This is a genomic window from Streptomyces sp. NPDC048636 (assembly GCF_040650655.1).
Taxonomy (GTDB): domain Bacteria; phylum Actinomycetota; class Actinomycetes; order Streptomycetales; family Streptomycetaceae; genus Streptomyces.
In genome coordinates, this window is record NZ_JBEZHR010000001.1 from 957,398 (window position 1) to 981,610 (window position 24,213).

The 24,213-nt window shown below is 70.9% G+C and carries 23 protein-coding genes; 14 read left to right on the top strand and 9 right to left on the bottom strand.

The features are described 5' to 3' along the window. Nucleotides 1–12 precede the first annotated feature (12 nt). Both AB0C66_RS04415 and AB0C66_RS04420 read left to right on the top strand, forming a co-directional pair. Nucleotides 13–669 carry a response regulator transcription factor gene (locus AB0C66_RS04415; RefSeq protein ID WP_362432635.1) on the top strand — a complete coding sequence of 219 codons (657 nt, stop codon included), beginning with the start codon at nucleotides 13–15 and terminating at the stop codon, nucleotides 667–669. Then, entirely contained in the window at nucleotides 662–2,065 is a 1,404-nt protein-coding gene (locus AB0C66_RS04420) for a HAMP domain-containing sensor histidine kinase (RefSeq protein ID WP_362432637.1), read from the top strand. The genes AB0C66_RS04415 and AB0C66_RS04420 overlap by 8 nt, the downstream gene beginning before the upstream one ends. A 35-nt stretch (nucleotides 2,066–2,100) precedes the next feature. Here AB0C66_RS04420 and AB0C66_RS04425 read toward each other — a convergent pair whose 3' ends face one another. The 4 genes from AB0C66_RS04425 to AB0C66_RS04440 form a co-directional block, all read right to left on the bottom strand. Beyond that, the gene (locus AB0C66_RS04425) at nucleotides 2,101–2,577 is read right to left on the bottom strand and encodes a MarR family transcriptional regulator (protein WP_362432639.1); all 477 of its coding nucleotides are present in this window, start codon (nucleotides 2,575–2,577) and stop codon (nucleotides 2,101–2,103) included. Nucleotides 2,578–2,671: 94 nt separating this feature from the next. Next, the gene (locus AB0C66_RS04430; RefSeq protein ID WP_362432641.1) at nucleotides 2,672–3,352 is read right to left on the bottom strand and encodes an AIM24 family protein; all 681 of its coding nucleotides are present in this window, start codon (nucleotides 3,350–3,352) and stop codon (nucleotides 2,672–2,674) included. Beyond that, nucleotides 3,349–3,999: an AIM24 family protein gene (locus tag AB0C66_RS04435; RefSeq protein ID WP_362432644.1), complete on the bottom strand. Its 651-nt coding sequence runs from the start codon at nucleotides 3,997–3,999 to the stop codon at nucleotides 3,349–3,351. Before AB0C66_RS04435 ends, AB0C66_RS04430 begins: the two co-directional genes overlap by 4 nt. Next, nucleotides 3,999–4,637 carry an AIM24 family protein gene (locus AB0C66_RS04440; RefSeq protein ID WP_362432647.1) on the bottom strand — a complete coding sequence of 213 codons (639 nt, stop codon included), beginning with the start codon at nucleotides 4,635–4,637 and terminating at the stop codon, nucleotides 3,999–4,001. Before AB0C66_RS04440 ends, AB0C66_RS04435 begins: the two co-directional genes overlap by 1 nt. Nucleotides 4,638–4,798: 161 nt before the next feature. Here AB0C66_RS04440 and AB0C66_RS04445 point away from each other — a divergent pair, with 161 nt between their 5' ends. Beyond that, nucleotides 4,799–5,143 carry a DUF3817 domain-containing protein gene (locus AB0C66_RS04445; RefSeq protein WP_362432649.1) on the top strand — a complete coding sequence of 115 codons (345 nt, stop codon included), beginning with the start codon at nucleotides 4,799–4,801 and terminating at the stop codon, nucleotides 5,141–5,143. 34 nt (nucleotides 5,144–5,177) lie between these two features. Here AB0C66_RS04445 and AB0C66_RS04450 read toward each other — a convergent pair whose 3' ends face one another. Beyond that, a complete protein-coding gene (locus AB0C66_RS04450; protein WP_362432652.1) occupies nucleotides 5,178–6,167 on the bottom strand; it encodes a DUF5937 family protein in 990 nt (329 codons plus the stop codon). A 72-nt stretch (nucleotides 6,168–6,239) separates the two neighbouring features. On the opposite strand from AB0C66_RS04450, the gene AB0C66_RS04455 reads away from it, so the two are divergent. The 4 genes from AB0C66_RS04455 (at nucleotide 6,240) to AB0C66_RS04470 (ending at nucleotide 10,439) form a co-directional block, all read left to right on the top strand. Further along, entirely contained in the window at nucleotides 6,240–7,598 is a 1,359-nt protein-coding gene (locus tag AB0C66_RS04455; protein WP_362432654.1) for an MFS transporter, read from the top strand. Nucleotides 7,599–7,641: 43 nt separating this feature from the next. Continuing rightward, nucleotides 7,642–8,172, top strand: a complete 531-nt coding sequence (locus AB0C66_RS04460; protein ID WP_362432656.1) for a MarR family transcriptional regulator — start codon at nucleotides 7,642–7,644, stop codon at nucleotides 8,170–8,172. Between the two features lie 69 nt (nucleotides 8,173–8,241). Next, a complete protein-coding gene (locus tag AB0C66_RS04465) occupies nucleotides 8,242–8,580 on the top strand; it encodes a DUF3817 domain-containing protein (RefSeq protein ID WP_362432658.1) in 339 nt (112 codons plus the stop codon). Between the two features lie 158 nt (nucleotides 8,581–8,738). Beyond that, nucleotides 8,739–10,439, top strand: coding sequence for a methylmalonyl-CoA mutase family protein (locus tag AB0C66_RS04470; RefSeq protein ID WP_362432661.1), 1,701 nt, complete (start codon nucleotides 8,739–8,741; stop codon nucleotides 10,437–10,439). Here AB0C66_RS04470 and AB0C66_RS04475 read toward each other — a convergent pair. Further along, a complete protein-coding gene (locus AB0C66_RS04475; protein ID WP_362432666.1) occupies nucleotides 10,415–11,098 on the bottom strand; it encodes a TetR/AcrR family transcriptional regulator in 684 nt (227 codons plus the stop codon). The genes AB0C66_RS04470 and AB0C66_RS04475 overlap by 25 nt on opposite strands. A 229-nt stretch (nucleotides 11,099–11,327) precedes the next feature. Here AB0C66_RS04475 and AB0C66_RS04480 point away from each other — a divergent pair, with 229 nt between their 5' ends. The 5 genes from AB0C66_RS04480 to AB0C66_RS04500 all read left to right on the top strand — a co-directional run bounded on the left by AB0C66_RS04480 (nucleotide 11,328) and on the right by AB0C66_RS04500 (nucleotide 16,744). Then, entirely contained in the window at nucleotides 11,328–12,302 is a 975-nt protein-coding gene (locus tag AB0C66_RS04480) for a tetratricopeptide repeat protein (RefSeq protein ID WP_362432668.1), read from the top strand. Nucleotides 12,303–12,866: 564 nt separating this feature from the next. After that, nucleotides 12,867–13,484: a DUF6230 family protein gene (locus AB0C66_RS04485; protein ID WP_362432671.1), complete on the top strand. Its 618-nt coding sequence runs from the start codon at nucleotides 12,867–12,869 to the stop codon at nucleotides 13,482–13,484. A gap of 136 nt (nucleotides 13,485–13,620) precedes the next feature. Then, complete coding sequence (locus AB0C66_RS04490; protein WP_362432674.1) at nucleotides 13,621–14,151, top strand: DUF6114 domain-containing protein; 531 nt, start codon at nucleotides 13,621–13,623, stop codon at nucleotides 14,149–14,151. A gap of 73 nt (nucleotides 14,152–14,224) precedes the next feature. Further along, complete coding sequence (locus AB0C66_RS04495) at nucleotides 14,225–15,463, top strand: hydrogenase expression protein HypF (RefSeq protein ID WP_362432676.1); 1,239 nt, start codon at nucleotides 14,225–14,227, stop codon at nucleotides 15,461–15,463. Between the two features lie 249 nt (nucleotides 15,464–15,712). After that, a complete protein-coding gene (locus tag AB0C66_RS04500) occupies nucleotides 15,713–16,744 on the top strand; it encodes a Clp protease N-terminal domain-containing protein (RefSeq protein WP_362432679.1) in 1,032 nt (343 codons plus the stop codon). Nucleotides 16,745–16,830: 86 nt separating this feature from the next. Here AB0C66_RS04500 and pyk read toward each other — a convergent pair whose 3' ends face one another. The 3 genes from pyk to pta all read right to left on the bottom strand — a co-directional run bounded on the left by pyk (nucleotide 16,831) and on the right by pta (nucleotide 21,590). After that, a complete protein-coding gene (gene pyk / locus AB0C66_RS04505) occupies nucleotides 16,831–18,258 on the bottom strand; it encodes a pyruvate kinase (protein WP_362432681.1) in 1,428 nt (475 codons plus the stop codon). 72 nt (nucleotides 18,259–18,330) lie between these two features. Then, the gene (locus AB0C66_RS04510) at nucleotides 18,331–19,476 is read right to left on the bottom strand and encodes an acetate kinase (RefSeq protein ID WP_362432683.1); all 1,146 of its coding nucleotides are present in this window, start codon (nucleotides 19,474–19,476) and stop codon (nucleotides 18,331–18,333) included. Then, nucleotides 19,473–21,590, bottom strand: a complete 2,118-nt coding sequence (gene pta, locus AB0C66_RS04515; RefSeq protein ID WP_362432685.1) for a phosphate acetyltransferase — start codon at nucleotides 21,588–21,590, stop codon at nucleotides 19,473–19,475. Before pta ends, AB0C66_RS04510 begins: the two co-directional genes overlap by 4 nt. Nucleotides 21,591–21,800: 210 nt before the next feature. Here pta and AB0C66_RS04520 point away from each other — a divergent pair, with 210 nt between their 5' ends. Continuing rightward, nucleotides 21,801–22,826 (top strand): 6-phosphofructokinase, encoded by a 1,026-nt coding sequence (locus AB0C66_RS04520; protein WP_362432688.1) that lies wholly within the window; start codon nucleotides 21,801–21,803, stop codon nucleotides 22,824–22,826. Nucleotides 22,827–23,021: 195 nt separating this feature from the next. Then, nucleotides 23,022–24,161, top strand: a complete 1,140-nt coding sequence (locus AB0C66_RS04525) for a hypothetical protein (protein ID WP_362432690.1) — start codon at nucleotides 23,022–23,024, stop codon at nucleotides 24,159–24,161. Nucleotides 24,162–24,213 lie beyond the last annotated feature (52 nt).

The window sequence follows — 24,213 nt, forward strand, 5'->3', positions numbered from 1 at the left end:
GAGGCTGGTCGCATGCGTTTGCTGATCGTTGAGGACGAACGGCGGCTCGCCGTATCGCTGGCCAAGGGGCTGCGTGCGGAGGGCTTCGCCGTGGATGTGGCGCACGACGGGCGCGAGGGGCTGCACCGCGCGCAGGAGGGCGCCTACGACCTGATCGTCCTCGACATCATGCTGCCGGGGATGAACGGCTACCACGTGTGCGGGGCGCTCCGGGCGGCCGGTCACGAGGTGCCGATCCTGATGCTCACCGCCAAGGACGGCGAGTACGACGAGGCCGAGGGGCTCGACACCGGCGCCGACGACTATCTGACCAAGCCCTTCTCGTATGTGGTGCTGGTGGCACGGGTACGGGCGCTGCTGCGCCGCCGCGGGCCCGCCGCCTCACCGGTGGTGCGGGTCGGCGAGCTGGCGGTGGACCGGGGTGCCCGGCGGGTGGAGCGGGACGGCGGCGAGATCGCGCTGACCGCCAAGGAGTTCTCCGTACTGGAGCATCTGGCGCTGCGGCCGGGGGACGTGGTCTCCAAGGCCGAGATCCTGGAGCACGTCTGGGACTTCGCGTACGACGGCGACCCCAACATCGTCGAGGTGTACATCAGCGCCCTGCGCCGCAAACTGGGCGCCGGGCTGATCGAGACGGTGCGGGGAGCGGGGTACCGGCTCCGTGGGTAAGGTCTTCGGCTCCGTACGGGCACGGGCGGCGCTGGGCGCGACCGTGGTGGTCGCGGTGGCGCTGGTGGCCGCGGGGCTCGCGGTGCTGGCGGTACTGCGGGGCAATCTGGCGGACCGGGCCGAGGTCGACGCCGGGGCCGCCGCCCGGGCGGTCGCGTCGAAGGTCGCCGGTGGGGTGGCCTACCGGGAGCTGGACCTCGGGGACGACACCCCGGTGCAGATCGTGGACGAGGACCACCGGGTCCGGGCGGTCAGCGACGACCTCCAGGCGGTGACGGGCACCGGCAGTTCCTCGGTGCGGCCGGTGGCGGCGCCGTCCGACGACGCCGAGGACGAGCACGAGGACGACGGCGGTTCGGGGGAGGTCTCCTCGAGCCCGGAGTACAGCGGCGGCACCGCCCGGATCGACGGCACGACCGAGGAATACCGCTGGGCGGCCGTGGAGGTCACCGACGCCCACGGCGAGGACGTCACCGTCTACGCGGGCGCCCCGCTGGCCACCGAACAGGGCGCGGTGGGCACCGTCCGGCAGGCGATGCTGATCGGACTGCCGCTGCTGCTGGTGGTCGTGGCCGGGGTGACCTGGCTGGTGACCCGGCGCGCGCTGCGGCCGGTGGAGGGGATCCGCCGGGAGATGGCCGCCATCACCGCGAGCACCGATCTGTCCCGCCGGGTGCCGGAACCCGGCTCGCACGACGAGGTGGCGGCGCTGGCCCGGACGACCAACGAGACGCTCACGGCGCTGGAGGCGTCGGTCGAGCGGCAGCGGGCGTTCGTCGCGGACGCCTCCCACGAACTGCGCTCCCCGGTGGCCTCGCTCCGCACCCAGCTGGAGGTGGGCGCCGCCCATCCGGAGCTGCTGGATGTGGCGGGCGCGGTGGAGGACGTGGTGCGGCTCCAGCGGCTGGCCGCCGATCTGCTGCTGCTGGCGCGGCTGGACGCCGGGGAGCGGCCCGCCCGCGCCGAACGGATCGCGCTGGACGGCATGGTGCGCGAGGAGCTGTCGCAGCGCACGGGGGACCGGGTGGCGGTGGTCACCGAGCTGGCCCCGGCGGAGGTGACCGGTTCGCGGGGCCAGCTCTCCCGGGTGCTGGGGAACCTGGTCGACAACGCCCAGCGGCATGCGCGGGGCGAGGTGCGGGTGTCGGTGCGCACCGAGGGCGGCCGCGCCGTGCTGGCCGTCGCCGACGACGGCGGCGGGGTACCGGAGAGCGAACGGGAGCGGATCTTCGAGCGGTTCGTCCGGCTCGACGACGCCCGCAGCCGCGACGATGGCGGGGCCGGGCTCGGCCTCGCCATCGCGCGGGACGTGGCGGAGCGCCACGGCGGCACGCTCACCGTGGGTGCGGGGCCCGCGGGTGGCGCCCTGTTCGCGCTGCGGCTGCCACTGGCCTAGCTCGTGTCCCGGGCCCGGACCCGCGCGGTGCGTCCCTACACCCGGCCGCGCTGGGCGCGCAGATGCTCGGCGACGGGCACCAGCGAGCCGTACAGCGCGTCGAGGTCGTCCGCCCCGAGCAGGTCGATGAAGTGCTTGCGCACGGAGTCGACGTGGTGGGGCGCGACCTTGCGCATGGTGTCCCAGCCGTGCTCGGTCAGGACCGCGTACAGCCCGCGGCGGTCCGACTCGCAGTTCTCCCGGCGGACCAGACCGGCGTTCTCCATCCGGGTGATCTGGTGGGAGAGACGGCTCTTGGACTGGAGGGTCGCGGACGCCAGGTCGCTCATCCGCATCCGGTGGTCCTCCGACTCCGAGAGGTTGACCAGGATCTCGTAGTCGTTCATGGTCAGGCCGAACGGCTGAAGGTCTCGTTCGAGCTGGTAGGTCAGCAGCCGGCTGACGTCCAGATGGGTGCGCCAGGCGCGCTGCTCGTCGTCGCTGAGCCAGCGCGTGCCGTTTTCGGTCTCCATGGGATGTATTCTACCTATAGAAGTTGAATTCCGAACCAATGGATGTATCGGGCTAGAGGTCACGTGTTCGACGTTACACTCCGCACGCTCTCGCTCACGAACCGGTACCCCCCGTCGTTCCGACGGCTATCGCGTCCATCATCCGCTCCGTGGACTGGAGCAGTACCGTCCCCGCCCCCACGAACTCGAACTGATGCTCCTCGCCGGAAGTTCCCCCGAGGCCGGTGTGGGCCCGGATACCGCCCACGATCCCCCGCAGATAGGCGTGGTCGTAGTGGTGGCAGGGGGAGGGGCAGTCGGCCCAGCCCACCAGGGCCTCCGGATCCACCCGCAGCGGCGGCTCCATGAAGACCACCGGACCGTTGGACGCGGCCACGAACTTCCCGGTGCCGATGAGGGTGAGGAACCCCGGCACGATCGACTGCTTCAGGGCCAGTGACGGCTGGTAGGCGAGGAGGTTGCCGGAGCGGATGGTGAGGTTCCCGTCGTCCAGGTCATAGGAGTTGACGTCGAACGCGCGGTCCGCGAGCACCATCTTGCCCTGGCCCTCGGCCACCACCCAGTCCGCGGCGTGCAGCGGGGAGTGGAAGCTGCCCGCGACCAGCCGGTCGAGCCGGCCGAGGCCGATGCCCTGGAAGTCGATCTTCCCGTAGTAGGCGACCATCTTCCCCTTCTGGAGGAACCACTGGCCGTTGAGGTCCACGCTGAAGGCATAGGGGTTGATGTTGTCGTCGGCGGGGAGGGTGTGGACGTCATGGATGACGGGGCCGTTCACAGCTTCTCCTCCGATGCCTGGACATAGACCGTGCCGCTGCCGGACAGCTCGAGCTGGAACGCCTCGCCCGAGCCGCGGCCCACCATGTCGCGCCAGCCGAGGGCCGTCGAGAGCTTATTGCGGACATCACCCCGGTGGGCGACATACGCCTGTGGGTCGACGTGGACCGGCCGCCCGGGGGTGATCGGCAGCTGGATCACCCCGCCGTGCGCCATGACCGCCGCGGAGCCGGTGCCCTCCAGGGTCGTGGTGAACAGCCCCTGCCCGGTGACCTGGCCGCGCACCATCCCCATCACCCCGCCCTGGGAGCCCATGAACATCGTGCCCTGGCGCAGCGAGCCGTCGAAGGCCAGCAGCCGGTCCGCCTCCACATAGAGGGTCTCCCCGGCCAGATCGATCACCTCGACATGGTGACCGCCGTGGCCGAACATCACGGTGCCCTGGCCCTCGACCGTCATCAGCGGAGTGGCCTCGCCCGCGACCCGGCGGCCGATCATGCCCATCACCCCGCCCTGTCCGCCGGTGATGCTGGGGGTGAACCGTACGTCCCCGCGGTACGCGAGCATCGCGCCGCGCTGGCTGAAGAGCGTCTGTCCGGGTGCGACGTCGGCCTGCACCATCCGCGAGGTCAGCGCGGTGAACGGCATCAGAGCTCACCGCCGACCGTGTTGCGCTCGCTGGGCTGCACATACACCAGACCGTCGCCCTCGAAGCGGATCTGGAACGACTCGCCCCCGCTCTCGCCTATCAGCGCGCGGAAGTTCACCCCCGACTGGAAGTGCTGCTGGAGGTTGCCGGTGTGGGCTATGTACGCGCCCGGGTCCACCTGGAGCGGGGTCTGCGGGGTGACCCGCAGCACGATCGCGGTGCCGTCGGAGAGGATCGCCGCCTGGCCGGTGCCCTCGACGGTCGTGGTGAACAGCCCGTTCCCCTGCGCCGAGCCGCGCAGCCCGGTGAAGGTCGTCCCGGTGCGCAGCGCGCCGTCGGCGCACAGCAGGTTCTCCGCCTCGACGTAGAGCTTCTCGCCGTGCAGCGAGACCAGGTTGATCTCGCTCGCCCGGTCGGCGAAGTAGCACGTGCCGTGCCCCTTCACCTCCATGACGGCCATCTGCTCACCGGTGAGCCGCCGGGTCACCATCCCGCGCAGCCCCTCCCCGCCGCCCGACTTCTTCTTGAAGGTCATCTCCCCCTCGTACGCGACCATCGCGCCGTTCTTGGCCTTGACGGTCTCGCCCGTCATGGCGACGGCGAGCACCTTGCTTCCCTGGAGCCGAAACTGAGCCACGAGCCGACGGTATCGGTCCCCCACGCCGACGGACAGGGAGCAACCGGGGCGATCGGTGCCCCGAGGACGGTGATCGCTGCCGCGGCTGCCACAATGGAGCGAGGCTTGTGCATGGGTTCACAAGCCCTTGCCGTGTCCTCCTTACGCGAAGGTGTGCTCCCGTGGACTTCAAGACCGCCACCGCGCTGCGCCGGCTCCGCCTGGTGTCCGCGCCCGAGGCTGTGTCCTTCCTGCTGCTGCTGGTCTGCTCGGTGCTCAAGCGGACCACCGATTTCGACGCGGTACCGGTGATGGGCTGGGTGCACGCCGTCCTCTTCATCCTCTACCTGGTCTTCTGGGCGGACGCCTGGAACCGCACCAAGTGGCGGTGGCAGACCGCGGCCCTCTACTTCCTCCTCGCCGTCCTGCCCACCGGCGGTTTCTTCGCCGAGCGCAAGCTGAAGCGGGAGGCCGAGGCGAGCGTGATCGCGGCCCGCGCCCGCCGGGAGGGCGTGGTCAACGTCTGATCGCCGCCCGGGGCCGTGCCGGTCGGGCTCCGGCTCAGCCGCCCGCGAGCACGGACAGGGCCAGCGGGGTGCGTTCGTAGAGCACCTGGTGGCCCTGTCGGCGTGAGACGAGCAGACCGGCCGCGCGCAGCACCGAGAGGTGGGCCGAGACCGATGACGGGGCCAGCCGGTGGCGCCGGGCCAGCACGGTTGTCGAGGCGGGCTCCACCAGACCGGTCAGGATCGCCGCCCGGTTGGCGCCGACCAGCCGGACCAGGGCGTCCGGCGCCTCGGCGTCCGGCTCCTGCCAGAGGCCGCCGACCCCGCGGGCCGGGTAGATCACGGTCGGCTGCCAGGGCGGTACGAAGCCGCTCACCACATCCGGCCAGACGAAGACGCTGGGCACCAGCAGTACGCCCCGGCCGCCCAGCGTCTGGGTCACCGGCGGGATACGCGCGGTGTGGACCGTGAGGACTCGGTCGGCGAAGGACATCCGGGGCCGCAGGTCCTGGAAGAGCCGCTCCAGACCGCCGTTGGCCAACTGCCGCGAGCGGTAGGCGATATCGGCCTCCAGCAGGGCGCGCAGCCGTGGCCAGTCCGGCTCGATCAGGGCCCGCCAGGCGCGTTCGGTGACATCGGCCAGCCTCGCCACGGTGGCGGCCGGATCGTCCAGCATGGCCCGGCCGCGCGGGCTGTCGGCCGCGCCCGGGGTGCACCGGAGCGACAGGGCCAGCTCATAGCGGGCGATGGTGGGATCGGTGGCCCGCAGCCGGGCCATCTCGTCCTCGAACGAGGCGTCCGGCACCTCCGGCGGGGGTCCGAGGAAGTCGGGGGTGTAGCCGCCGTACCGCGGCATCAGCAGCAACAGCTCCGACAGCTCGAGACCCTCCGCCGCCCGGCCGATCCGGCGCAGCCACGGCAGGTGATAGGCGTGCCGCTCCCGCCGCCGAAGGGTGCGGATCGCCTCATGGGTCTGACCCAGCGGTGAGATGGCGAACCGGCAGCGCAGCAGGTCCTCGGCGCCGAAGCGCATGTGCAGCGGCATGGGTCACCCCCGGAGATTCGGCTCGGGACGAAACACTAGAGGCCGCTCGCTCCCCCTGGGCACGCTGCCGCCATGTCAACGCCTCCCGGGCCCGGGACCATGGGCCCCCACCAGCCGTCGGACGCCGCGGCGGATGCCTCCCGACCCGAGCTCGCGCCCGGTGACGGCACGGGGACCGCGAGGGGACCGGGGAGCGTTGGCTACCGCGCCGTCTTCGCCGTCCGGGAGTTCCGGGCGGTCTTCGCGGCGCATCTGCTCTCCATGCTGGGCGAGGTGGTCTGCGGGATCGCACTGGCCGTCCTGATCTACCGGCTGACCGACTCCCCGCTGCTGAGCGCGCTGACCTTCGCGGCGGCGATGCTGCCGTACGTCATCGGCGGCACCCTGCTGTCCTCGGTCGCCGACCGCTTTCCGCCCCGCCGGGTGCTGGTGGTGTGCGACCTGGTGCACGCCGCGTGCGTGGCCGCCATGGTGGTGCCCGGGACGCCGGTGGCCGCGCTGCTGGCCCTGCGCTGTGTGACGGCGACCGTCTCGCCGGTCTTCAGCGGCACCCGCTCGGCCACGCTCGGCGACATCCTCGGCGAGGGCGACGCCTTCGTGCTGGGCCGCTCGGTCATCCGGATCACCGCCCAGAGCGCCCAGCTCGCGGGGTTCGCGGTGGGCGGGCTGCTGCTGGCCGCGGTGTCGCCGCGGGCCGTCCTCGTGCTCACCTCGGCGGCCCTGGTCGGCTCGGCGCTGATCCTCCGGTTCGGCACCCGCCGCCGCCCGGCCCGGCTGGGCGCGGGCGGGGACGGCGGGGCACTGCTCGCCGACTCGCTGCGCGGCGTCCGGCGGCTGTTCGGCGACCGCCGGATCCGCGGGCTGCTGCTGCTCTCGTGGGTGCCACCGATGTTCGTGGTGATGCCGGAAGTTCTGCTGACGCCGTACTCCGATGGGCTGGGTCTCGGACCGGCCGGTCTGGGGCTGCTGATGTGCGGGATGCCGGTCGGCGCGGTCGTCAGCGAGGTGCTGGTGGGCTCGCTGCTCGGACCGCGGGCGCGGGCCCGGCTGACGCTTCCGGTGGGGGTGGCGGCGGCGGTGCCGGCCCTCGGCTACGCGGCCCATCCCTCGTTCGGCTGGGCACTGGCCCTCCAGGTGCTGACCGGCTGCGGCATCGCCTACAGCCTCGGCCTGGACCAGTGGTTCCTCGCCGCCGTACCCGAGGAGCTGCGGGGCCGGGCGATGACGGTGCTGACGGCCGGGCTGATGACCTCGCAGGGGCTGGGCATGACGGCCGCCGGGGCGGCGGCCGAGTTCGCGCCGGTGTCCGTCGTCGCCACGGTGTCGGGCGGACTGGGGGCGGTCTGCTCACTGCTGGTGGCGCTGGAGGTACGGCGCGGCGCCGGCGGAGCGGAGCCGTCCGGCCCCGGAACGGAGCGGACCGAACTGTGAGATGGAGCTGACCACGATATGACCGGCCGGTACTGTCGGGCATGTGCCGAAGCCGCTCAGCCTGCCGTTCGACCCGATCGCCCGCGCCGACGAACTCTGGAAGCAGCGATGGGGGTCCGTGCCCTCCATGGCCGCGATCACCTCGATCATGCGGGCCCAGCAGATCCTGCTCGGCCAGGTCGACGCGGTCGTCAAACCGTACGGACTGACCTTCGCCCGCTATGAGGCGCTGGTGCTGCTCACCTTCTCCCAGGCGGGTGAGCTGCCGATGTCGAAGATCGGCGAGCGGCTGATGGTCCACCCGACCTCGGTCACCAATACGGTGGACCGCCTGGTCAAGTCGGGTCTGGTGGCCAAGCGGCCGAACCCCAACGACGGCCGCGGCACCCTGGCCTCGATCACCGACCGGGGCCGGGAGGTGGTGGAGTCGGCCACCCGCGATCTGATGGCGATGGAGTTCGGGCTCGGGGCCTACGACGCCGAGGACTGCGGCCGGATCTTCGCGATGCTCAGGCCGCTGCGGGTCGCGGCGGACGACTTCGAAGAGGGTGAGGGCTTCGCCCCCGAGGACTGACCGGCCCCCGCGTCGACTGACCGGTCCCCGCGTCCGCGGGGGTTTTCGCCGGTGTCTAAGCTCATCCGTATGAAACGAAGTGTCCTGACCCGCTACCGGGTGATGGCGTATGTCACCGGTGTGCTGCTGATCCTGCTGACGATCGGCGTGGTCGCCAAGTATCTGCTGGACATGGACGGCGCCGCGGGCTTCGTGAGCGTCGTCGGTATCGCCCACGGCTGGCTCTACGTCCTCTACCTGGTCTTCGCCTTCGACCTGGGCTCCAAGGCGAAGTGGCCGTTCGGCAAGCTGGCCTGGGTGCTGCTCGCCGGTACGGTGCCCACCGCGGTCTTCTTCGTCGAGCGCAAGGTGCACCGCGAGGTGGCCCCGCTGCTCACCGACGCCCGGCCGGCGCCCGCTCAGGCGTAACGGCCCGCGCGGAGCCCGCCCCGGTCCGCCGGGGCGTCGCGTCCCGATTTCTGTGCCGGACCGCTGACCTGCGAGGACGGTCCGGCAGACCACTCCATCGGCCTGCCGCCGGCCGTCAGCCGTCGACAATTACTTGGACGTCCTAGTAAATTTGAGCCATGGACGCCGAAGGCATTGAGGCAGGCCGCCGTCGCTGGCAGGCCAGGTACGACGCGGCACGCAAGCGCGATGCCGATTTCACCACCCTCTCCGGGGACCCCGTCGAGCCGGTCTACGGACCCGCCCCGGGGGACACCGTGGAGGGGTTCGAGCGGATCGGATGGCCCGGGGAGTACCCGTACACCCGCGGGCTGTATCCCACCGGCTACCGGGGGCGGGCGTGGACCATCCGCCAGTTCGCCGGGTTCGGTAACGCCGAGCAGACCAATGAGCGCTACAAGATGATCCTGGAGGCCGGCGGCGGCGGACTCTCGGTCGCCTTCGACATGCCGACCCTGATGGGCCGGGACTCCGACGATCCGCGCTCGCTCGGCGAGGTGGGCCACTGCGGGGTCGCCATCGACTCCGCGGCCGATATGGAGATCCTCTTCAAGGACATCCCGCTCGGCGACGTCACCACCTCGATGACCATCAGCGGCCCGGCCGTCCCCGCCTTCTGCATGTACCTGGTGGCCGCCGAGCGCCAGGGCGTGGACACCTCGCGGCTCAACGGCACCCTCCAGACGGACATCTTCAAGGAGTACATCGCCCAGAAGGAGTGGCTCTTCCCGCCCGAGCCCCATCTGCGCCTGATCGGCGACCTGATGGAGTACTGCGCCCACGGCATCCCCGACTACAAGCCGCTCTCCGTCTCCGGGTACCACATCCGTGAGGCCGGGGCCACGGCCGCGCAGGAGCTGGCGTACACCCTGGCCGACGGGTTCGGCTATGTGGAGCTCGGGCTCTCCCGCGGGCTCGATGTGAACGTCTTCGCGCCCGGTCTCTCCTTCTTCTTCGACGCGCATGTCGACTTCTTCGAGGAGATCGCCAAGTTCCGCGCCGCCCGCCGGATCTGGGCCCGCTGGATGCGCGATGTGTACGGCGCGACCTCGGAGAAGGCGCAGTGGCTGCGGTTCCACACCCAGACCGCCGGGGTCTCGCTGACCGCCCAGCAGCCGTACAACAACGTGGTGCGGACCGCCGTGGAAGCGCTGTCCGCGGTGCTCGGCGGCACCAACTCGCTGCACACCAACGCGCTGGACGAGACCCTCGCGCTCCCCAGCGAGCAGGCCGCCGAGATCGCGCTGCGCACCCAGCAGGTGCTGATGGAGGAGACCGGCATCCTCAATGTGGCCGATCCGCTGGGCGGTTCCTGGTACGTCGAGGCGCTGACCGACCGGATCGAGGCCGACGCCGAGAAGATCTTCGAGCAGATCAAGGAGCGCGGCCGCCGCGCGGTGCCGGACGGACAGCATCCGATCGGGCCGATCACCTCGGGCATCCTCCGCGGGATCGAGGACGGCTGGTTCACCGGTGAGATCGCCGAGTCCGCCTTCCAGTACCAGCGGGCGCTGGAGAAGGGCGACAAGAAGGTCGTCGGCGTCAACTGCCACCATGGCTCGGTCACCGGCGATCTGGAGATCCTTCGGGTCAGCCATGAGGTCGAGCGCGAGCAGGTGCGGGTGCTCGGTGGCCGCAAGGCCGCGCGGGACGAGGCCAAGGTCGCGGCGGGGCTGAAGGCGATGCTGGCCGCGGCCCGGGACGGCGGCAACATGATCGAGCCGATGATGGAGGCGGTACGGGCCGAGGCCACCCTCGGGGAGATCTGTGACGCGCTCCGCGACGAGTGGGGGGTCTACACGGAGCCGGCCGGCTTCTGATCGTGTCCCCGGGCGGGTTCCGGTGCCGGGGCGATCCCCGCGCCGGAGCCCGCCGCCGCCAGTCCGTGCAGCAGCAGGGTGGCGAAGGCGCGGGCCCACTCCCGGTCCACCGGTTCGGCGCTGACCAGCAGCCGGTGCACCACCGAGCCCGCGATCACATCGAAGATCAGGTCCGCGTTGCGGGCCGCGGCGGCCGGGTCCTCCTCACGCGGCAGTTCGCCGCGCAGCTGGGCCCGCTGCCGGCCGATCAGTACCAGCCTCTTCTGCCGGTCCACGATGGCCGAGCGGACCCGGGCGCCCAGCGCCTCGTCATGGGTGGCCTCGGAGACCACGGCCATCAGCGCCGTCTTGGTCTCGGGACGCTCCAGCAGGGTGGCGAACCGCACCACCACATCCTCGATATCGGCCCGCAGGCTGCCGTGGTCGCACACTTCCAGCTGTTCGTCGAAGACCGCCGCCACCGCGTCCACGACCAGCTCGTTCTTTCCCGCCCAGCGGCGGTAGAGGGTGGTTTTGGCCACTCCGGCGCGCGCCGCCACATCGCCCATCGTCAGCTTCCCCCAGCCGAGCTCGACCAGCGCGGCACGGGTCGCGCCGAGAATCGCGCGATCGGCCTCGGCGCTGCGGGGGCGCCCGGTACGGCGTGCGGGCGTGCTCATGAACGCGACCTTACCCACTGGTGACGGAGGAAGACCTGGTGAGAGAGATCACCGGGAATCGGGGGCCGAAAGACGGGGGCGGGGGTGACGCGGGCGGCCGGGCCGATTACGCTACGGCTCGTAGCGTAAGAGCGATGACCATGAGCGCCGGTTGGGGAGCCGGCGGACCGGTCGGGGGGCCGGTCGATGCGCTTTTCCATTCACCGCGTGAAGAGGGGAGGATAGGACCATGCAGCCACGGAACATGTCCATGAGTGGAGTGGTCGACCTCGCCGCGGTGAAGGCGGCCGGAGAAGCGAAGCAGAAGGCGGAGAAGGCGCGGGCCGAAGCGGCCCGCACGGGGGGCGCGCCCGCCCCCGCCCGCCTGGTCTTCGACGTCGACGAGGCGGGTTTTCAGCAGGACGTCCTCCAGCGCTCCACCGAGGTGCCCGTCGTCATCGACTTCTGGGCCGAGTGGTGCGAGCCGTGCAAGCAGCTCGGTCCGCTCCTGGAGCGGCTGGCCGGGGAGTACGCGGGGCGGTTCGTGCTCGCGAAGATCGACGTCGATGCCAACCAGATGCTCTTCCAGCAGTTCGGCGTCCAGGGGATTCCCGCGGTCTTCGCGGTGATCGCGGGCCAGCCGGTGCCCCTCTTCCAGGGGGCGGCGCCGGAGGCACAGATCCGCCAGGTGCTGGACCAGCTGATCCAGGCCGCGGAGCAGCAGTTCGGCATCGTCGGTACAGCTGTTGAAGGCGACGCCGCGGCCGGCGAGGCCGAGCAGCCCGCCGCCCCGGAGCCGCCCGCCTCGCCGTACGACACCGCGCTGGCCGCGGCCCATGAGGCGCTGGACGCGGGGGATCTGGGCGGTGCCGTCCAGGCGTACCGCAATCTGCTCTCGGACGACCCCGCAAACAGCGAGGCCAAGCTGGGCCTGGCGCAGGCGGAGTTGCTCCAGCGGGTTCAAGGGGTGGACGCCCAGACGGTGCGCAAGGCCGCCGCGGACAACCCGGGGGACGTTTCCACCCAGATCGCCGCGGCCGATCTCGACCTGGTGGGCGGTCATGTGGAGGACGCCTTCGGGCGCTTGGTGGAGACGGTGCGCAAGACGGTGGGTGAGGACCGGGAGAAGGCGCGGGTCCATCTCCTCGGTCTCTTCGATGTGATCGGCGGTGAGGACCCCCGAGTGGTCACTGCGCGTAGTGCGTTGGCGCGCGTGCTGTTCTGACCTCGGACTCCTCAAACAGGACGGCGACCGCTCTTTACTAAAACTTGGTAAACGCGGTCGCTGTTACTGCCAGTAAATGCGCTCCCGTGCTTTGTCCGGTCTTGGAGTAAATCTCCCTCTCTTTCCGGTCACTTGGCGGCGACACTGCGTGCCCGGTCGCGACCGTCCGGACGCATCACGGTTATCGGTCCGTTACTCGCTAGTAACGAACCCCTTGTGCCTCAGCCCCGAATGCACCACGATCGGCCAAGCTCGGTCCATCCCTCCGCAGCCCGGCATCCGGTCGGCGCCACGGCGTGGTTGGGTCCCCACCGAGTAGGTCGGCGGCAGTGGCGTCGGCCTTGGACAGGGGGGTCTCTGCCCCAACAGGCAGGGCCTGTCCAGGAGGTTGCGCGAGAAGCGTGGCCAGTGGTTGTCGCTCGGGGGTGATCGCCGGTGTACGCGGGTGCGGTAAGCGCCTGCGGGACGTGGGCGCTCTCCTTCCCGAGGACGTAGCACTTCTCCCATCCCAGGTCCGGGGTCATGGCCCCGGCCGGAGATGTACGTCCGAGAAGGAGGAAAGTCATGGAGTCTCTGGCTCGTGGCGGGACCAGATGGAAGCGGTTCGCCGTTGTCATGGTGCCGAGCGTTGCTGCCACGGCCGCGATCGGCGTCGCCCTGTCCCAGGGTGCGCTCGCGGCTTCGTTCAATGTGTCCGGCCAGCAGTTCAAGGTCACGGCCGACCAGCTCGACGGTAAGGGATTCGTCCAGTACGGCGCCCTTGACACACAGCATGGCGGGAAGAACATCCCGGTCGCGGTCTCGGCGTTCAAGTCCGCCAAGATCAAGGGTCTGTGCCAGTCGGTTGTCATCCCGGTCCCGGTCTTCGGCGATGTGTCGCTGAAGCTGTCGGCCGGTAACGGCAGCAAGCAGGTCGAGGCGAAGAACCTCTTCATCGACCTGGACCAGCTGGACGCGGATGCGACGTTCCGCGGGATCAATATCGGTGTCGCGGCGGGCGATTCGACCAAGGGTCCGGGCATCAAGAAGGGCGACAAGGCTCTTCCTGGTTCCTTTGCCCAGGAGGCCGACTCGGCCACGCTCACCGATGTGAAGCAGACCGCCTGGGCGACCAGTGCGGGCACGTTCAAGCTCTCCGGCCTTTCGATGAAGGTCAGCAAGGGCAAGAACGAGTGCTTCTGACGCGCTGAGCTGGAGGGTGGGGGGCCGCGGCGCTGCCCCTCACCCGGCATCGCCCAGCCGCGCGGAGGCGCCGCGCAACGAGTACCGCTGTAGAACCGCGATCGTTTCGATCGCCGGCCCCAGGGAGCTGTTTTCAATGAGTGCCGAGTCGCCGGGGGCGCGTGACCGTATCGGCCGTATGCGGAGGTCCTTCCGGGCATGGCGCTGGCAGCGCCCGTTCTGGGCGGGGCTGCTGACCCTGCTGGCCGGGCTGCCGATCATGTACTTCCCGTACAACAACTTCAGCGCGGGCGGGTTCACCATCAACCTGTCCACCACCGCCGGATCGGCTTCGCTGATCATCGGTGTGCTGTTGGTGATCCTGGGCCTGACCATGTGGTTCCAGCCCGTCGTACGGGTCTTCGCCGGAGTCGCCTCGATCCTGCTCGGCCTGGTGTCGCTGCCCGTGTCCAACATCGGCGGCTTCCTGATGGGATTCCTGCTCGCGCTGTTCGGCGGCGGGATGAGCGTCGCCTGGGCACCGGGCGAGACTCCCTCGGCGCAGCCGGCCAAGGGATCGGGTGCCGCACCGAAGGGCGACGAGGACGGCGACAGCGTGCCCGAACCGGCCGGAGCCGTGGCCGCGCCGGACCAGGAATCCACCAATGGGAGGCACCGTGCGGGGTGACCAGGAGCAGCCGGAGGGCGCAAGCGCGCGCCGGGCGAGAACGGGACCGCGGCACGCGGCACCCAGGAAGTCGATGCTCACTCGCCTTCAGGTGCCCGCGGGCAAGGCCATAGCGCTGGCCGCCATGCCCACCGCCGTGCTCATGGGCATGGGGCTGACGCCTCAGCTCGCCTCGGCGAGCCCCCGGCCCGAGGACCGCTACAAGGCCGGGCCGTGTGTGTCCCAGCCGGATGAGGCCGACAAGGACGCCAAGGACGAGAAGTCCGACAAGGACGCCAAGGATACGGCGGACCCGAAGGATCCGGCGGAGTCCAAGGACCCCAAGGGTTCCGAGGACGGCTCCGGCTCGACCGGAGACGGCGGCACCCCGGCGAAGCCGGACCCCACGCCGACCCCGTCGAAGGACACGTCCACGCCCAAGCCCACCCCGTCCGATTCCTCCTCCGACTCCGCGGACGACAAGGAGCCGAGCTCCTCGCCGAGCCCGTCGGAGTCCGAGACCAGGAATCCGCTGGACCCGCTGGGTCTCGGGGACAAGCTGCACGACATCTTCACCCCGGGCGACGAGGACGAGGACGCCGACAAGGAGCCCAGCTCCTCACCGAGCCCCTCGGAGTCCAGCAAGCCCACCCCGTCCGCGACTCCGTCGTCCGAGAAGCCCACCGATCCGGTCAAGGACACGGTGGACAAGGCCGGCGACGGGGTGAAGGACACCGTCGACAAGGCGAAGAAGACGGTCGAGGACACCAAGGACAAGGCCGAGAAGGCCACGCCCTCGTCCTCTCCGTCCGCCTCGGAGTCCGGCGGCAAGGACGGCAAGGACGCCTACCCTTGTCCGGAGTTCGACGCCGACGCGTACAAGAACGCCGAGACCGACCCGACCTCCAGCCTGCTGCCCGACGACCCCTGGACGCTCCAGAGCAGCATGCTGAGCCTGCACGGCCTGGACTACAAGGGCATCGTGGAGGTCAAGACGTACAGCGGTCAGGTCAAGAAGGTCCTCAAGTTCACCGCCAAGGGCGTGGACATCAAGGACCTGCACCAGACGGTCATCGGACCGGGCGGCACCACCACGCACGTGCAGGCGCGCGACGGCTCCACCTCGACCATCCGCAACGGCACCGTGACGATGTACACCGAGGAGCTCTCGGGCAATCTGCTGGGGATCATCCCGATCACCTTCAGCCCGAAGAGCCCGCCGCCGCTCAATCTCCCGGAGATCTTCTTCACCAAGGTCACCGTCAAGCAGGCCGGCCAGTTCGGCGGCGATCTGACGGTGCCGGGGATGCACCTGTACAAGACCGGGGAATGACCCCGCGACCACACAGACCCGTTCGGGAGCCGCAGAAAACCCTCCTTCGGGAGGGAGCGCCCATGGGCACCAACTCCGTTGCGAATTGGTGCCCATGGGCGTATTCGTGCGTGCCGGGGCCTATGATTACCTTGGGTGTCCGAACGAACGCGCTCCATGTCGCTCGGGAGTGGGCCATGGTGAGGCGCGTGTGTGAGGCGTGTGGGGGAAGCACGTGGGGAACCGCACGGGGGCAGCGGGTGCGAGCTGGTGGACTCCCGGGTGGTGGAGATCATCGGGCCCGGCACCCAGACCCCGACCGGCCATATCCCCTTCACCCCGCGCACCAGGAAGGTGCTGGAGCTCACCGCGCGGGAGGCCGTGACCTTCGGCCATGACCACGTCGGGCCGGAGCATCTGCTGCTCGGTCTGGTGCGGGAGGGCGAGGGGGTGGCCGCCCAGATCCTCATCGGCGTCCTCGGCGAGGAGGCCGGTCGGCGGGTGCGCGACCGGGTCGTCCAACTGCTCACCGTTCCGCCCCCGGAGGCGGAGCCGCCCGCGGCCACCGCGCTGCGTGATCTCACCGAGGCGGCGCGGGATTCCTTGCTTGATCCGGTGGCCGGGCGCGAGCGGGAGATCCAGCGGGTGATGCGGGTGCTGATGCGCAAGTCCCGTAACAGCGCCCTGCTGGTGGGGGAGGCGGGGGTCGGCCGGACCTCGATCGTCATGGGTCTTGCCCAGCGGCTGGCGAGCGGTGAGGCACCGGCGGGGCTGTCCGGGGTGCGGCTGTGCGCCGTCGACCCCGGGCGGCTGCGCACGGCGCTGGAGGGGCTGCGGGATCCGGCCGACACCGTGCTCTTCCTCGACGACGCCGAGCTGGACGAGGGCTCCGACACCCTGTCCGCGCTACGGGAATCCGGGGCCCGGGTGATCGCCGTCGTCGAACCGGCCGGGCACCGGCCCGCGCTCGAGACGTTCTTCCAGCCGGTCCCGGTGAGCGAGCCCGGCCATGACGACATGGTGGCCATCCTGCGGCTGCTGCGCCCCGAGTACGAGCGCCACCACGCCGTCGCCATCACCGATGACGCCCTGGAGGCCGCCGTCACCCTCGCCGTCCGCCACCTTTCCGGCCGGGTGCTGCCGGGCGGGGTCATCGAGGTGCTGGACGAGGCCGGGGCCCGGGTCCGGCTGACCGACGGCGCCCAGACGGTGGACGCGGCGGTGGTGGCCGAGCTGTTCGCGGAGTCCGCGGGGCCGGCCCGGGCATACGACGACGACCGCTATGTGTGGGCCATGAGCTGAGGCCGGTACGCCGACGGCCGGAGCCCGAGGGAGTCCTCCGAAGGAGCCCCGATGGAGTCCGGCCGTCCGCCGCTCATCGAAGAGGGTTACGCGCCCTCGCCGCCCAGGTGGTGCACCCGCACCATGTTGGTGGTGCCGGGGACACCGGGGGGCGAACCGGCAGTGATGATCATGGTGTCGCCCTCGGAGTAGCGGCCGAGCTTCAGCAGTTCGGCGTCGACCAGGTCCACCATCGCGTCGGTGTTCTCGACGTAGGGCACCACGAAGGACTCCACGCCCCAGCTCAGCGTGAGCTGGTTACGGGTGGCGGCGTCGGTGGTGAAGGCCAGGATCGGCTGCTGGGCGCGGTAGCGGGAGAGCCGCCGGGCGGTGTCACCGGACTGGGTGAAGGCCACCAGCGACTTGGCTCCCAGGAAGTCGGCGATCTCGCAGGCCGCGCGGGCCACCGAACCGCCCTGTGTACGGGGCTTCTTGCCGGGCACCAGCGGCTGGAGGCCACGCGAGAGCAGCTCCTCCTCGGCGGCCTGGACGATCCGGGACATCGTCTTGACGGTCTCGATCGGATACGAGCCGACCGAGGACTCGGCGGAAAGCATGACCGCGTCCGCGCCGTCCAGGATCGCGTTGGCGACATCGGACGCCTCGGCGCGGGTGGGACGGGAGTTGGTGATCATCGACTCCATCATCTGGGTCGCCACGATCACCGGCTTGGCGTTCCGGCGGCCCAGCTCGATCAGCCGCTTCTGCACCATCGGGACCTTCTCCAGCGGGTATTCCACCGCCAGGTCACCACGGGCCACCATCACGCCGTCGAAGGCCGCGACGACCTCGGCCATATTGGCGACCGCCTGCGGCTTCTCCACCTTGGCGATCACCGGCACCCGGCGCCCCGCCTCGTCCATCACCCGGTGCACATCGCGGACGTCGCCCGCGTCCCGGACGAAGGACAGCGCGACCATGTCGCACCCCATGCCCAGGGCGAACTTCAGGTCCTCGATGTCCTTCTCGGACAGCGCCGGGACATTGACCGCCGCGCCCGGCAGGTTGATCCCCTTGTGGTCGGAGATCACCCCGCCCTCGATCACGATGGTCCGCACCCGCGGCCCCTCGACCGCGGTGACCCGCAGCTCCACATTGCCGTCGTTGATCAGGATCTGGTCGCCCTTGGACACATCGCCCGGCAGCCCCTTGTAGGTGGTGCCGCAGATGGTCCGGTCACCGGGGACATCCTCGGTGGTGATGATGAACTCGTCCCCGCGGACCAGCTCCACCGGACCGTCGGCGAAGGTCTCCAGACGGATCTTGGGGCCCTGGAGGTCGGCCAGCACGCCCACCGCGCGCCCGGTCTCCTCGGAGGCTTTGCGGACGCGGTGGTACCGCTCCTCGTGCTCCGCGTGGCTCCCGTGGCTCATATTGAATCGGGCCACGTTCATCCCGGCCTCGATCAGTGACTTCAGCTGGTCGTAGGAGTCGACGGCGGGGCCCAGGGTGCAGACGATTTTGGAACGGCGCATGAGGCTGATCCTATCGGTTTGTTTCGGAGCGGAATATTTCAGGCCGGAGAAGGCCGGACAACGATCCGACGGCTACTCGCTGACCAGGTCGAACGTCTGGCTGGCGATCTCCAGCTCTTCATCGGTGGGCACCACGGCGACCGCGACCCGGCTGCCCTCGGTGGAGATCAGCCGTGCCCCGGAGCCGCGCAGCGCGTTGCGCACCGCGTCCACCTCGACACCGAACGCGGTGAGCCCGCGCATCGCCGCCTCCCGGACCGCCGCGGAGTTCTCCCCCACGCCGGCGGTGAAGGCGATGGCGTCCACCCGCCCGAGTACCGCGGTGTAGGCGCCCACATACTTCCGCAGCCGGTGGATGTAGATGTCGAAGGCGAGCTGTGCTTCGGAGTCGTCCTCGCCCATCCGGCGGCCGATCTCGCGCATATCGTTGTCCCCGCAGAGCCCCAGCAGTCCGCTGCGCTTGTTCAGCAGGGTGTCGATCTCGTCGATGGACATCCCGCCCACCCGGGACAGATGGAAGATCGCCGCCGCGTCCAGATCGCCCGAGCGGGTGCCCATCACCAGGCCCTCCAGCGGGGTGAGCCCCATCGAGGTGTCCACGCACACCCCGCCGCGCACGGCCGAGGCGCTGGCCCCGTTGCCCAGGTGCAGCACGATCGTGTTGACCTCGGCGAGGGGCCGGTCCAGCAGGGCGGCGGTGGCGCGGGAGACATACGCGTGCGAGGTGCCGTGGAAGCCGTAGCGGCGCACCCCGAACCGGTCGGCGGTGTCCATGTCGATGGCGTAGCGCGCGGCGGCCTCCGGCATCGTCGAGTGGAACGCCGTGTCGAACACCGCGACCTGGGGGAGGTCCGGGCGCAGCTCGCGGGCCACCCGGATCCCGGTGACATTGGCCGGGTTGTGCAGCGGGGCCAGCGGGATCAGCTTCTCGATCTCCTCGACCACGTCGTCGGTGATCAGCGCGGGCTCGGTGAACCGGGTGCCGCCGTGCACCACCCGGTGGCCGACGGCCGCCAGCTCCGGGGAGTCGAGTCCCAGGTCCTGCCGGGCCAGCTCGTCGGCGACCTGCTTGAGGGCCGCCGCGTGGTCGGCGACCGGGCCCTCGCCGATCCGCTCGACGATGCCGGAGGCGAGCCGGGCGCCGTCGGCCATGTCCAGCAGCTGGTACTTGACCGAGGAGGAGCCGGAGTTGAGGACGAGGACGCGGGAGCCGTTCACGCGGACTGCACCTTCTGTGTCGGGGAGGTCGGGGAGGTCGGGGAGGTCGGGGACTGGGCCTGGATGGCGGTGATGGAGACGGTGTTGACGATGTCCTGGACGAGCGCCCCGCGGGACAGGTCGTTCACCGGTTTGCGCAGCCCCTGGAGGACCGGGCCGACCGCGACCGCGCCCGCCGAGCGCTGGACGGCCTTGTAGGTGTTGTTGCCGGTGTTCAGGTCCGGGAAGATCAGCACGGTGGCCCTGCCCGCCACCTCGGAGTCCGGCAGCTTGGTCGCCGCCACGGCCGCGTCCACCGCGGCGTCGTACTGGATGGGGCCCTCGACCAGCAGGTCCGGGCGGCGCTCGCGCACCAGCTCGGTGGCCTTGCGCACCTTGTCCACATCGGCGCCGGAGCCGGAGGTGCCGGTGGAGTACGAGAGCATCGCGATCCTCGGCTCCACCCCGAACTGGGCGGCGGTGGCCGCCGACTGGATGGCGATGTCCGCGAGCTGCTCGGCGTCGGGGTCCGGGTTGACCGCGCAGTCGCCGTACACCAGCACCCGGTCGGCCAGGCACATGAAGAACACCGACGAGACGATATGGGCGCCCGGCGCGGTCTTGATGATCTCGAAGGCGGGCCGGATGGTGGCGGCGGTGGAGTGCACCGCGCCCGAGACCATTCCGTCGGCCAGCCCCTCCTGCACCATCAGGGTGCCGAAGTAGGAGACGTCGGCCACCACGTCGTAGGCCAGCTCGTAGGAGACGCCCCGGTGGGCGCGCAGCTCCGCGTACTTCTCGGCGAAGCGCTCGCGCAGCGGCGAGGTCTGCGGATCGACGACATCGGCGTCCGCGAGCTGGATGCCCAGCTCGGCGGCGCGCTTGCGGACCGCCTCCTCCGCGCCGAGCAGGGTGAGGTCGCAGACGTCACGGCGCAGCAGTACGTCGGCCGCCCGCAGCACCCGCTCCTCGGTGCCCTCGGGGAGGACGACCCGGCGCCGGCGGGAGCGGGACCGCTCGATCAGCTCATGCTCGAACATCATCGGGGTGACCCGGGCGGAGCGGGCCACCGCGATCCGCTCGGTGAGCGCCGCGGTGTCCACATGCCGCTCGAAGAGGCCGAGCGCGGTCTCCGCCTTGCGCGGCGCGCCCGCGGTGAGCTTGCCCTCGATCGCGAACAGCTCGGCCGCGGTCGGGAAGGACCCGCCCGCCACCGCCGCGACCGGGGTGCCCGGGGCCAGCCGGGAGGCGAGCGCCAGGATGTCCGGGCCCGGCCGCTCGTCCAGGGTGAGCAGCACTCCGGCGATGGCCGGGGCGCCCGCGCTGTGCGCGGCCAGCGCGCCCACGATCAGATCGGCCCGGTCCCCGGGCGTCACCACCAGACAGCCCTCGGTGAGCGCGGGCAGGAAGCTGGGCAGCATCGCGCCGCCGAAGACGAAGTCCCGTACGTCCCTCGAGAGTCCGGCGTGATCGCCGAGCAGCACCTCGGCGCCCAGGGTGCGGACGATCTGCGCGACGGTGGGCGCCGACAGCGAGGCGTCCTCGGGCAGTGCGTAGCAGGGGACCGGCAGCCGGGAGCCCAGCCGCTCGGCGATGGCCTCGCGGTCCTCGGCGGCGACCCGGTTGACCACCACCGAGACCACGTCGCAGCCCTGCGCCTCATAGGCCCGGTAGGCGTTGTGGGCTTCGGCGCCGACCGACTCGGCGGTCTGGTTCTGACCGCCCACGACGGTGATCACCGAGGCGCCGAACTCATTGGCGAGACGGGCGTTGAACCCCAGCTCGTCGGGGAGGCTGGTGGCCGCGTAGTCGCTGCCCAGCACCAGGACGTACTCATAGGCGCGGGCGACCTCGTGGAACCGGCCGACCAGCTGGGAGACCAGCTCGTCGGTGCCCTGCTCGGCCTGGAGCGAGGCCGCCTCCTCGTAGGTCATGCCCAGGGCGGACGCGGGGGACTGGCTCAGCCGGTAGCGGGCCCGCAGCAGGTCGAAGAGGCGGTCGGGGTCGTCGTGCACCAGGGGCCGGAAGACCCCGACGCGGTCGACATGGCGGGTCAGGAGCTCCATCACTCCCAGCTCGACCACCTGGCGTCCGTCGCCACGTTCGATCCCGGTCACGTACACGCTGCGCGTCACGCGTGATCTCCGTTTCCTCGGCGTTCCTCGGTGTTGTCCTGGGTTGCGTCCTTCGGACACAAATTGGCCACATTGTATGGCCCAGTCCTCTTGACAATACCTGCGGCCGTGATTAAGGCGCTCGGCAGTGCGAGGGATACAGCACCACCGAGCCCATGAAACAATCGGACTGGCTCAGATCTACCCGTAGGGAGCAGGAGACACAGCACGATGCGCATCGGAGTTCTCACCGCGGGCGGCGACTGCCCCGGCCTCAACGCTGTGATCCGGTCGGTCGTCCATCGCGCGGTGGCCGGTCACGGTGACGAGGTGATCGGGTTCGAGGACGGTTTCAAGGGCCTCCTCGACGGCCGCCACCGCAAGCTGGACCTCGACGACGTCGGCGGCATCCTCGCCCGCGGCGGCACCATCCTCGGCTCCTCCCGGCTGGAGCGGGCCCGGCTGCGCGAGGCATGTGAGACCTCCCGGGACCACGCCCGCGACTACGGCATCGATGTGCTGATCCCGATCGGCGGCGAGGGCACCCTGACCGCCGCCCGGATGCTCTCGGACGCGGGGCTGCCCATCGTCGGCGTCCCCAAGACCATCGACAACGACATCTCCTCCACCGACCGCACCTTCGGCTTCGACACCGCCGTCGGCGTCGCCACCGAAGCCATGGACCGGCTGAAGACCACCGCCGAATCGCATCAGCGGGTCATGGTCGTCGAGGTCATGGGGCGGCACGCGGGCTGGATCGCCCTGGAGTCCGGTATGGCGGGCGGTGCCCACGGCATCTGTCTGCCGGAGCGGCCCTTCGAGGTCGACGCCCTGGTGAAGATGGTCGAGGAGCGCTTCTCCCGCGGCAAGAAGTTCGCCGTCGTCTGTGTGGCCGAGGGCGCGCACCCCGCCGAGGGCTCCATGGAGTACCAGAAGGGCGAGATCGACCAGTACGGCCATGAGCGCTTCGCCGGGATCGGCAACCGCCTGGCGGCCGAGCTGGAGCGCCGCCTCGGCAAGGAGGCCCGCCCGGTGATCCTCGGTCATGTGCAGCGCGGTGGCACCCCCACCGCGTACGACCGGGTGCTCGCCACCCGCTTCGGCTGGCACGCCGTCGAGGCCGCGCACCGCGGCGACTTCGGCATGATGACCGCGCTGCGCGGCACGGACATCGCGATGGTGCCGATCGCCGACGCGGTCACCGAGCTGAAGACCGTACCGGTGCACCGCATGGACGAGGCCGAATCGGTCTTCTGAGCCCTGACGACCCCTTCGCGGCGGCGGCCGTGACCCTCGCTTCCGCGGGTGGTCACGGCCGCCGGGCGTTTTTCACCCGTCGACGAAGTTCACCCTTGAACAATCGGCGTGAGTGAACAAGGCTGTTCCTGTCCGGGACACACCCCGGACCCGTCCCGGACGGCGCCGGGACACACCGGCGGGGGAGAACCACAGATGGCCCAGGTCGTCAGCGCTCCGGATCCACTACACGCCCGGAGCCCCGAGGAGTTCATCGCCCGGCTGCGGGCGCTCAAGGACTGGTCGCGCCTGACCTGCCAGGAGTTGACGGCGCGTGCGCACGCGGCCGGGGACGTCCTGCCGCCCGGCGCGGTCGCCGAGCTGCTGGCGAGCGCCACGCTGCCGCGCGCCGGACTGGTCGCCGCGTTCGTCCGGGCCTGTGGGGCCGGGCCCGCGGAGCTCACCGTCTGGCTGGCCGTCAGGGCGGAGCTGGCGGTCCCCGCGGAGCCTGCTGTCCCCGCGCGGCCGACGGTCCGCGAGAAGCCGACGGTCCGCGGTGCGTCCGGGGGCGGTCCCGCCGCCACCACCGTGCGTACCACCGTTCCCGCCACCGTCGTCGTCCCTTTCCCCGCCCGCGCGGAACGGGACGACGACGGGGACACCGCGCCCGCGGAGCCGCCCCTCACCCCGCAGGGGCTGCTCGCGCTGTCGTCCTTACGCCGCTCCCGCGCGGTGTCCCTGCTCTCCGTCCTGGCGCTGACCGCCACCGTCGTGGCCATCGCCGTCACCACCCGCGGCAGCCACCACGGCGGACCGGTGACCGGGCGGGCCCAGGAGGGCGTACGGCAGCAGCCGGGCTCCGGCGCGGCCTCGACCTCCGGTGCCGCGCTGCTCGCGCCCGCCGCCGGCGCGTACCGTATCCGGGCCGCCCACTCCGCGCTGTGCCTGTCCGAACGCGAGGGCGAGCGCCCCGCCTGGGTCTATCAGGCGCCGTGCCAGGACGTCTTCCCCGGTTACTCGCTCGAGCGGCTGGACGGCGGATACTGGCGGCTCGCCACCCGGCACCCCGAGCACGGCCCCGGCTGCTCGGGCATCGTCGGCGGGCGGAGGACCGAAGGGGCCTTCCTGGCCGACGGCGACTGTGACTCGCGGGGCCCCGGTGAGAAATTCCGGCTGGAGTCCGTCAACCGCCCCACCGCCGGATACCGGCTGCGCCCGGTGCACACCGACTTCTGTCTGACGGTCCCCGGAGGCACCCGCGACCCCTGGGCCCACGTGGTCCAACTCCCTTGTGGCGAGGGCGAATCGGGGCAGGTGTTCCGTTTCGACCCGGTGGCCTCCGGGGCGAAGAGCTGACCCCCCGTCCCCTCTGGTACTGTCCCCCGCGATCACGGAAGCCACCCGGGCC

Excerpts from the sequence above, each read along its gene's own strand:
- AB0C66_RS04415 (WP_362432635.1), top strand. The coding sequence starts at position 13 with ATGCGTTTGCTGATCGTTGAGGACGAACGGCGGCTCGCCGTATCGCTG.
- AB0C66_RS04425 (WP_362432639.1), bottom strand. The coding sequence starts at position 2,577 with ATGGAGACCGAAAACGGCACGCGCTGGCTCAGCGACGACGAGCAGCGC.
- AB0C66_RS04435 (WP_362432644.1), bottom strand. The coding sequence starts at position 3,999 with ATGCCGTTCACCGCGCTGACCTCGCGGATGGTGCAGGCCGACGTCGCA.
- AB0C66_RS04450 (WP_362432652.1), bottom strand. The coding sequence starts at position 6,167 with ATGCCGCTGCACATGCGCTTCGGCGCCGAGGACCTGCTGCGCTGCCGG.
- AB0C66_RS04455 (WP_362432654.1), top strand. The coding sequence starts at position 6,240 with ATGTCAACGCCTCCCGGGCCCGGGACCATGGGCCCCCACCAGCCGTCG.
- AB0C66_RS04465 (WP_362432658.1), top strand. The coding sequence starts at position 8,242 with ATGAAACGAAGTGTCCTGACCCGCTACCGGGTGATGGCGTATGTCACC.
- AB0C66_RS04470 (WP_362432661.1), top strand. The coding sequence starts at position 8,739 with ATGGACGCCGAAGGCATTGAGGCAGGCCGCCGTCGCTGGCAGGCCAGG.
- AB0C66_RS04475 (WP_362432666.1), bottom strand. The coding sequence starts at position 11,098 with ATGAGCACGCCCGCACGCCGTACCGGGCGCCCCCGCAGCGCCGAGGCC.
- AB0C66_RS04480 (WP_362432668.1), top strand. The coding sequence starts at position 11,328 with ATGCAGCCACGGAACATGTCCATGAGTGGAGTGGTCGACCTCGCCGCG.
- AB0C66_RS04485 (WP_362432671.1), top strand. The coding sequence starts at position 12,867 with ATGGAGTCTCTGGCTCGTGGCGGGACCAGATGGAAGCGGTTCGCCGTT.
- AB0C66_RS04490 (WP_362432674.1), top strand. The coding sequence starts at position 13,621 with ATGAGTGCCGAGTCGCCGGGGGCGCGTGACCGTATCGGCCGTATGCGG.
- AB0C66_RS04495 (WP_362432676.1), top strand. The coding sequence starts at position 14,225 with ATGCTCACTCGCCTTCAGGTGCCCGCGGGCAAGGCCATAGCGCTGGCC.
- pyk (WP_362432681.1), bottom strand. The coding sequence starts at position 18,258 with ATGCGCCGTTCCAAAATCGTCTGCACCCTGGGCCCCGCCGTCGACTCC.
- AB0C66_RS04520 (WP_362432688.1), top strand. The coding sequence starts at position 21,801 with ATGCGCATCGGAGTTCTCACCGCGGGCGGCGACTGCCCCGGCCTCAAC.
- AB0C66_RS04525 (WP_362432690.1), top strand. The coding sequence starts at position 23,022 with ATGGCCCAGGTCGTCAGCGCTCCGGATCCACTACACGCCCGGAGCCCC.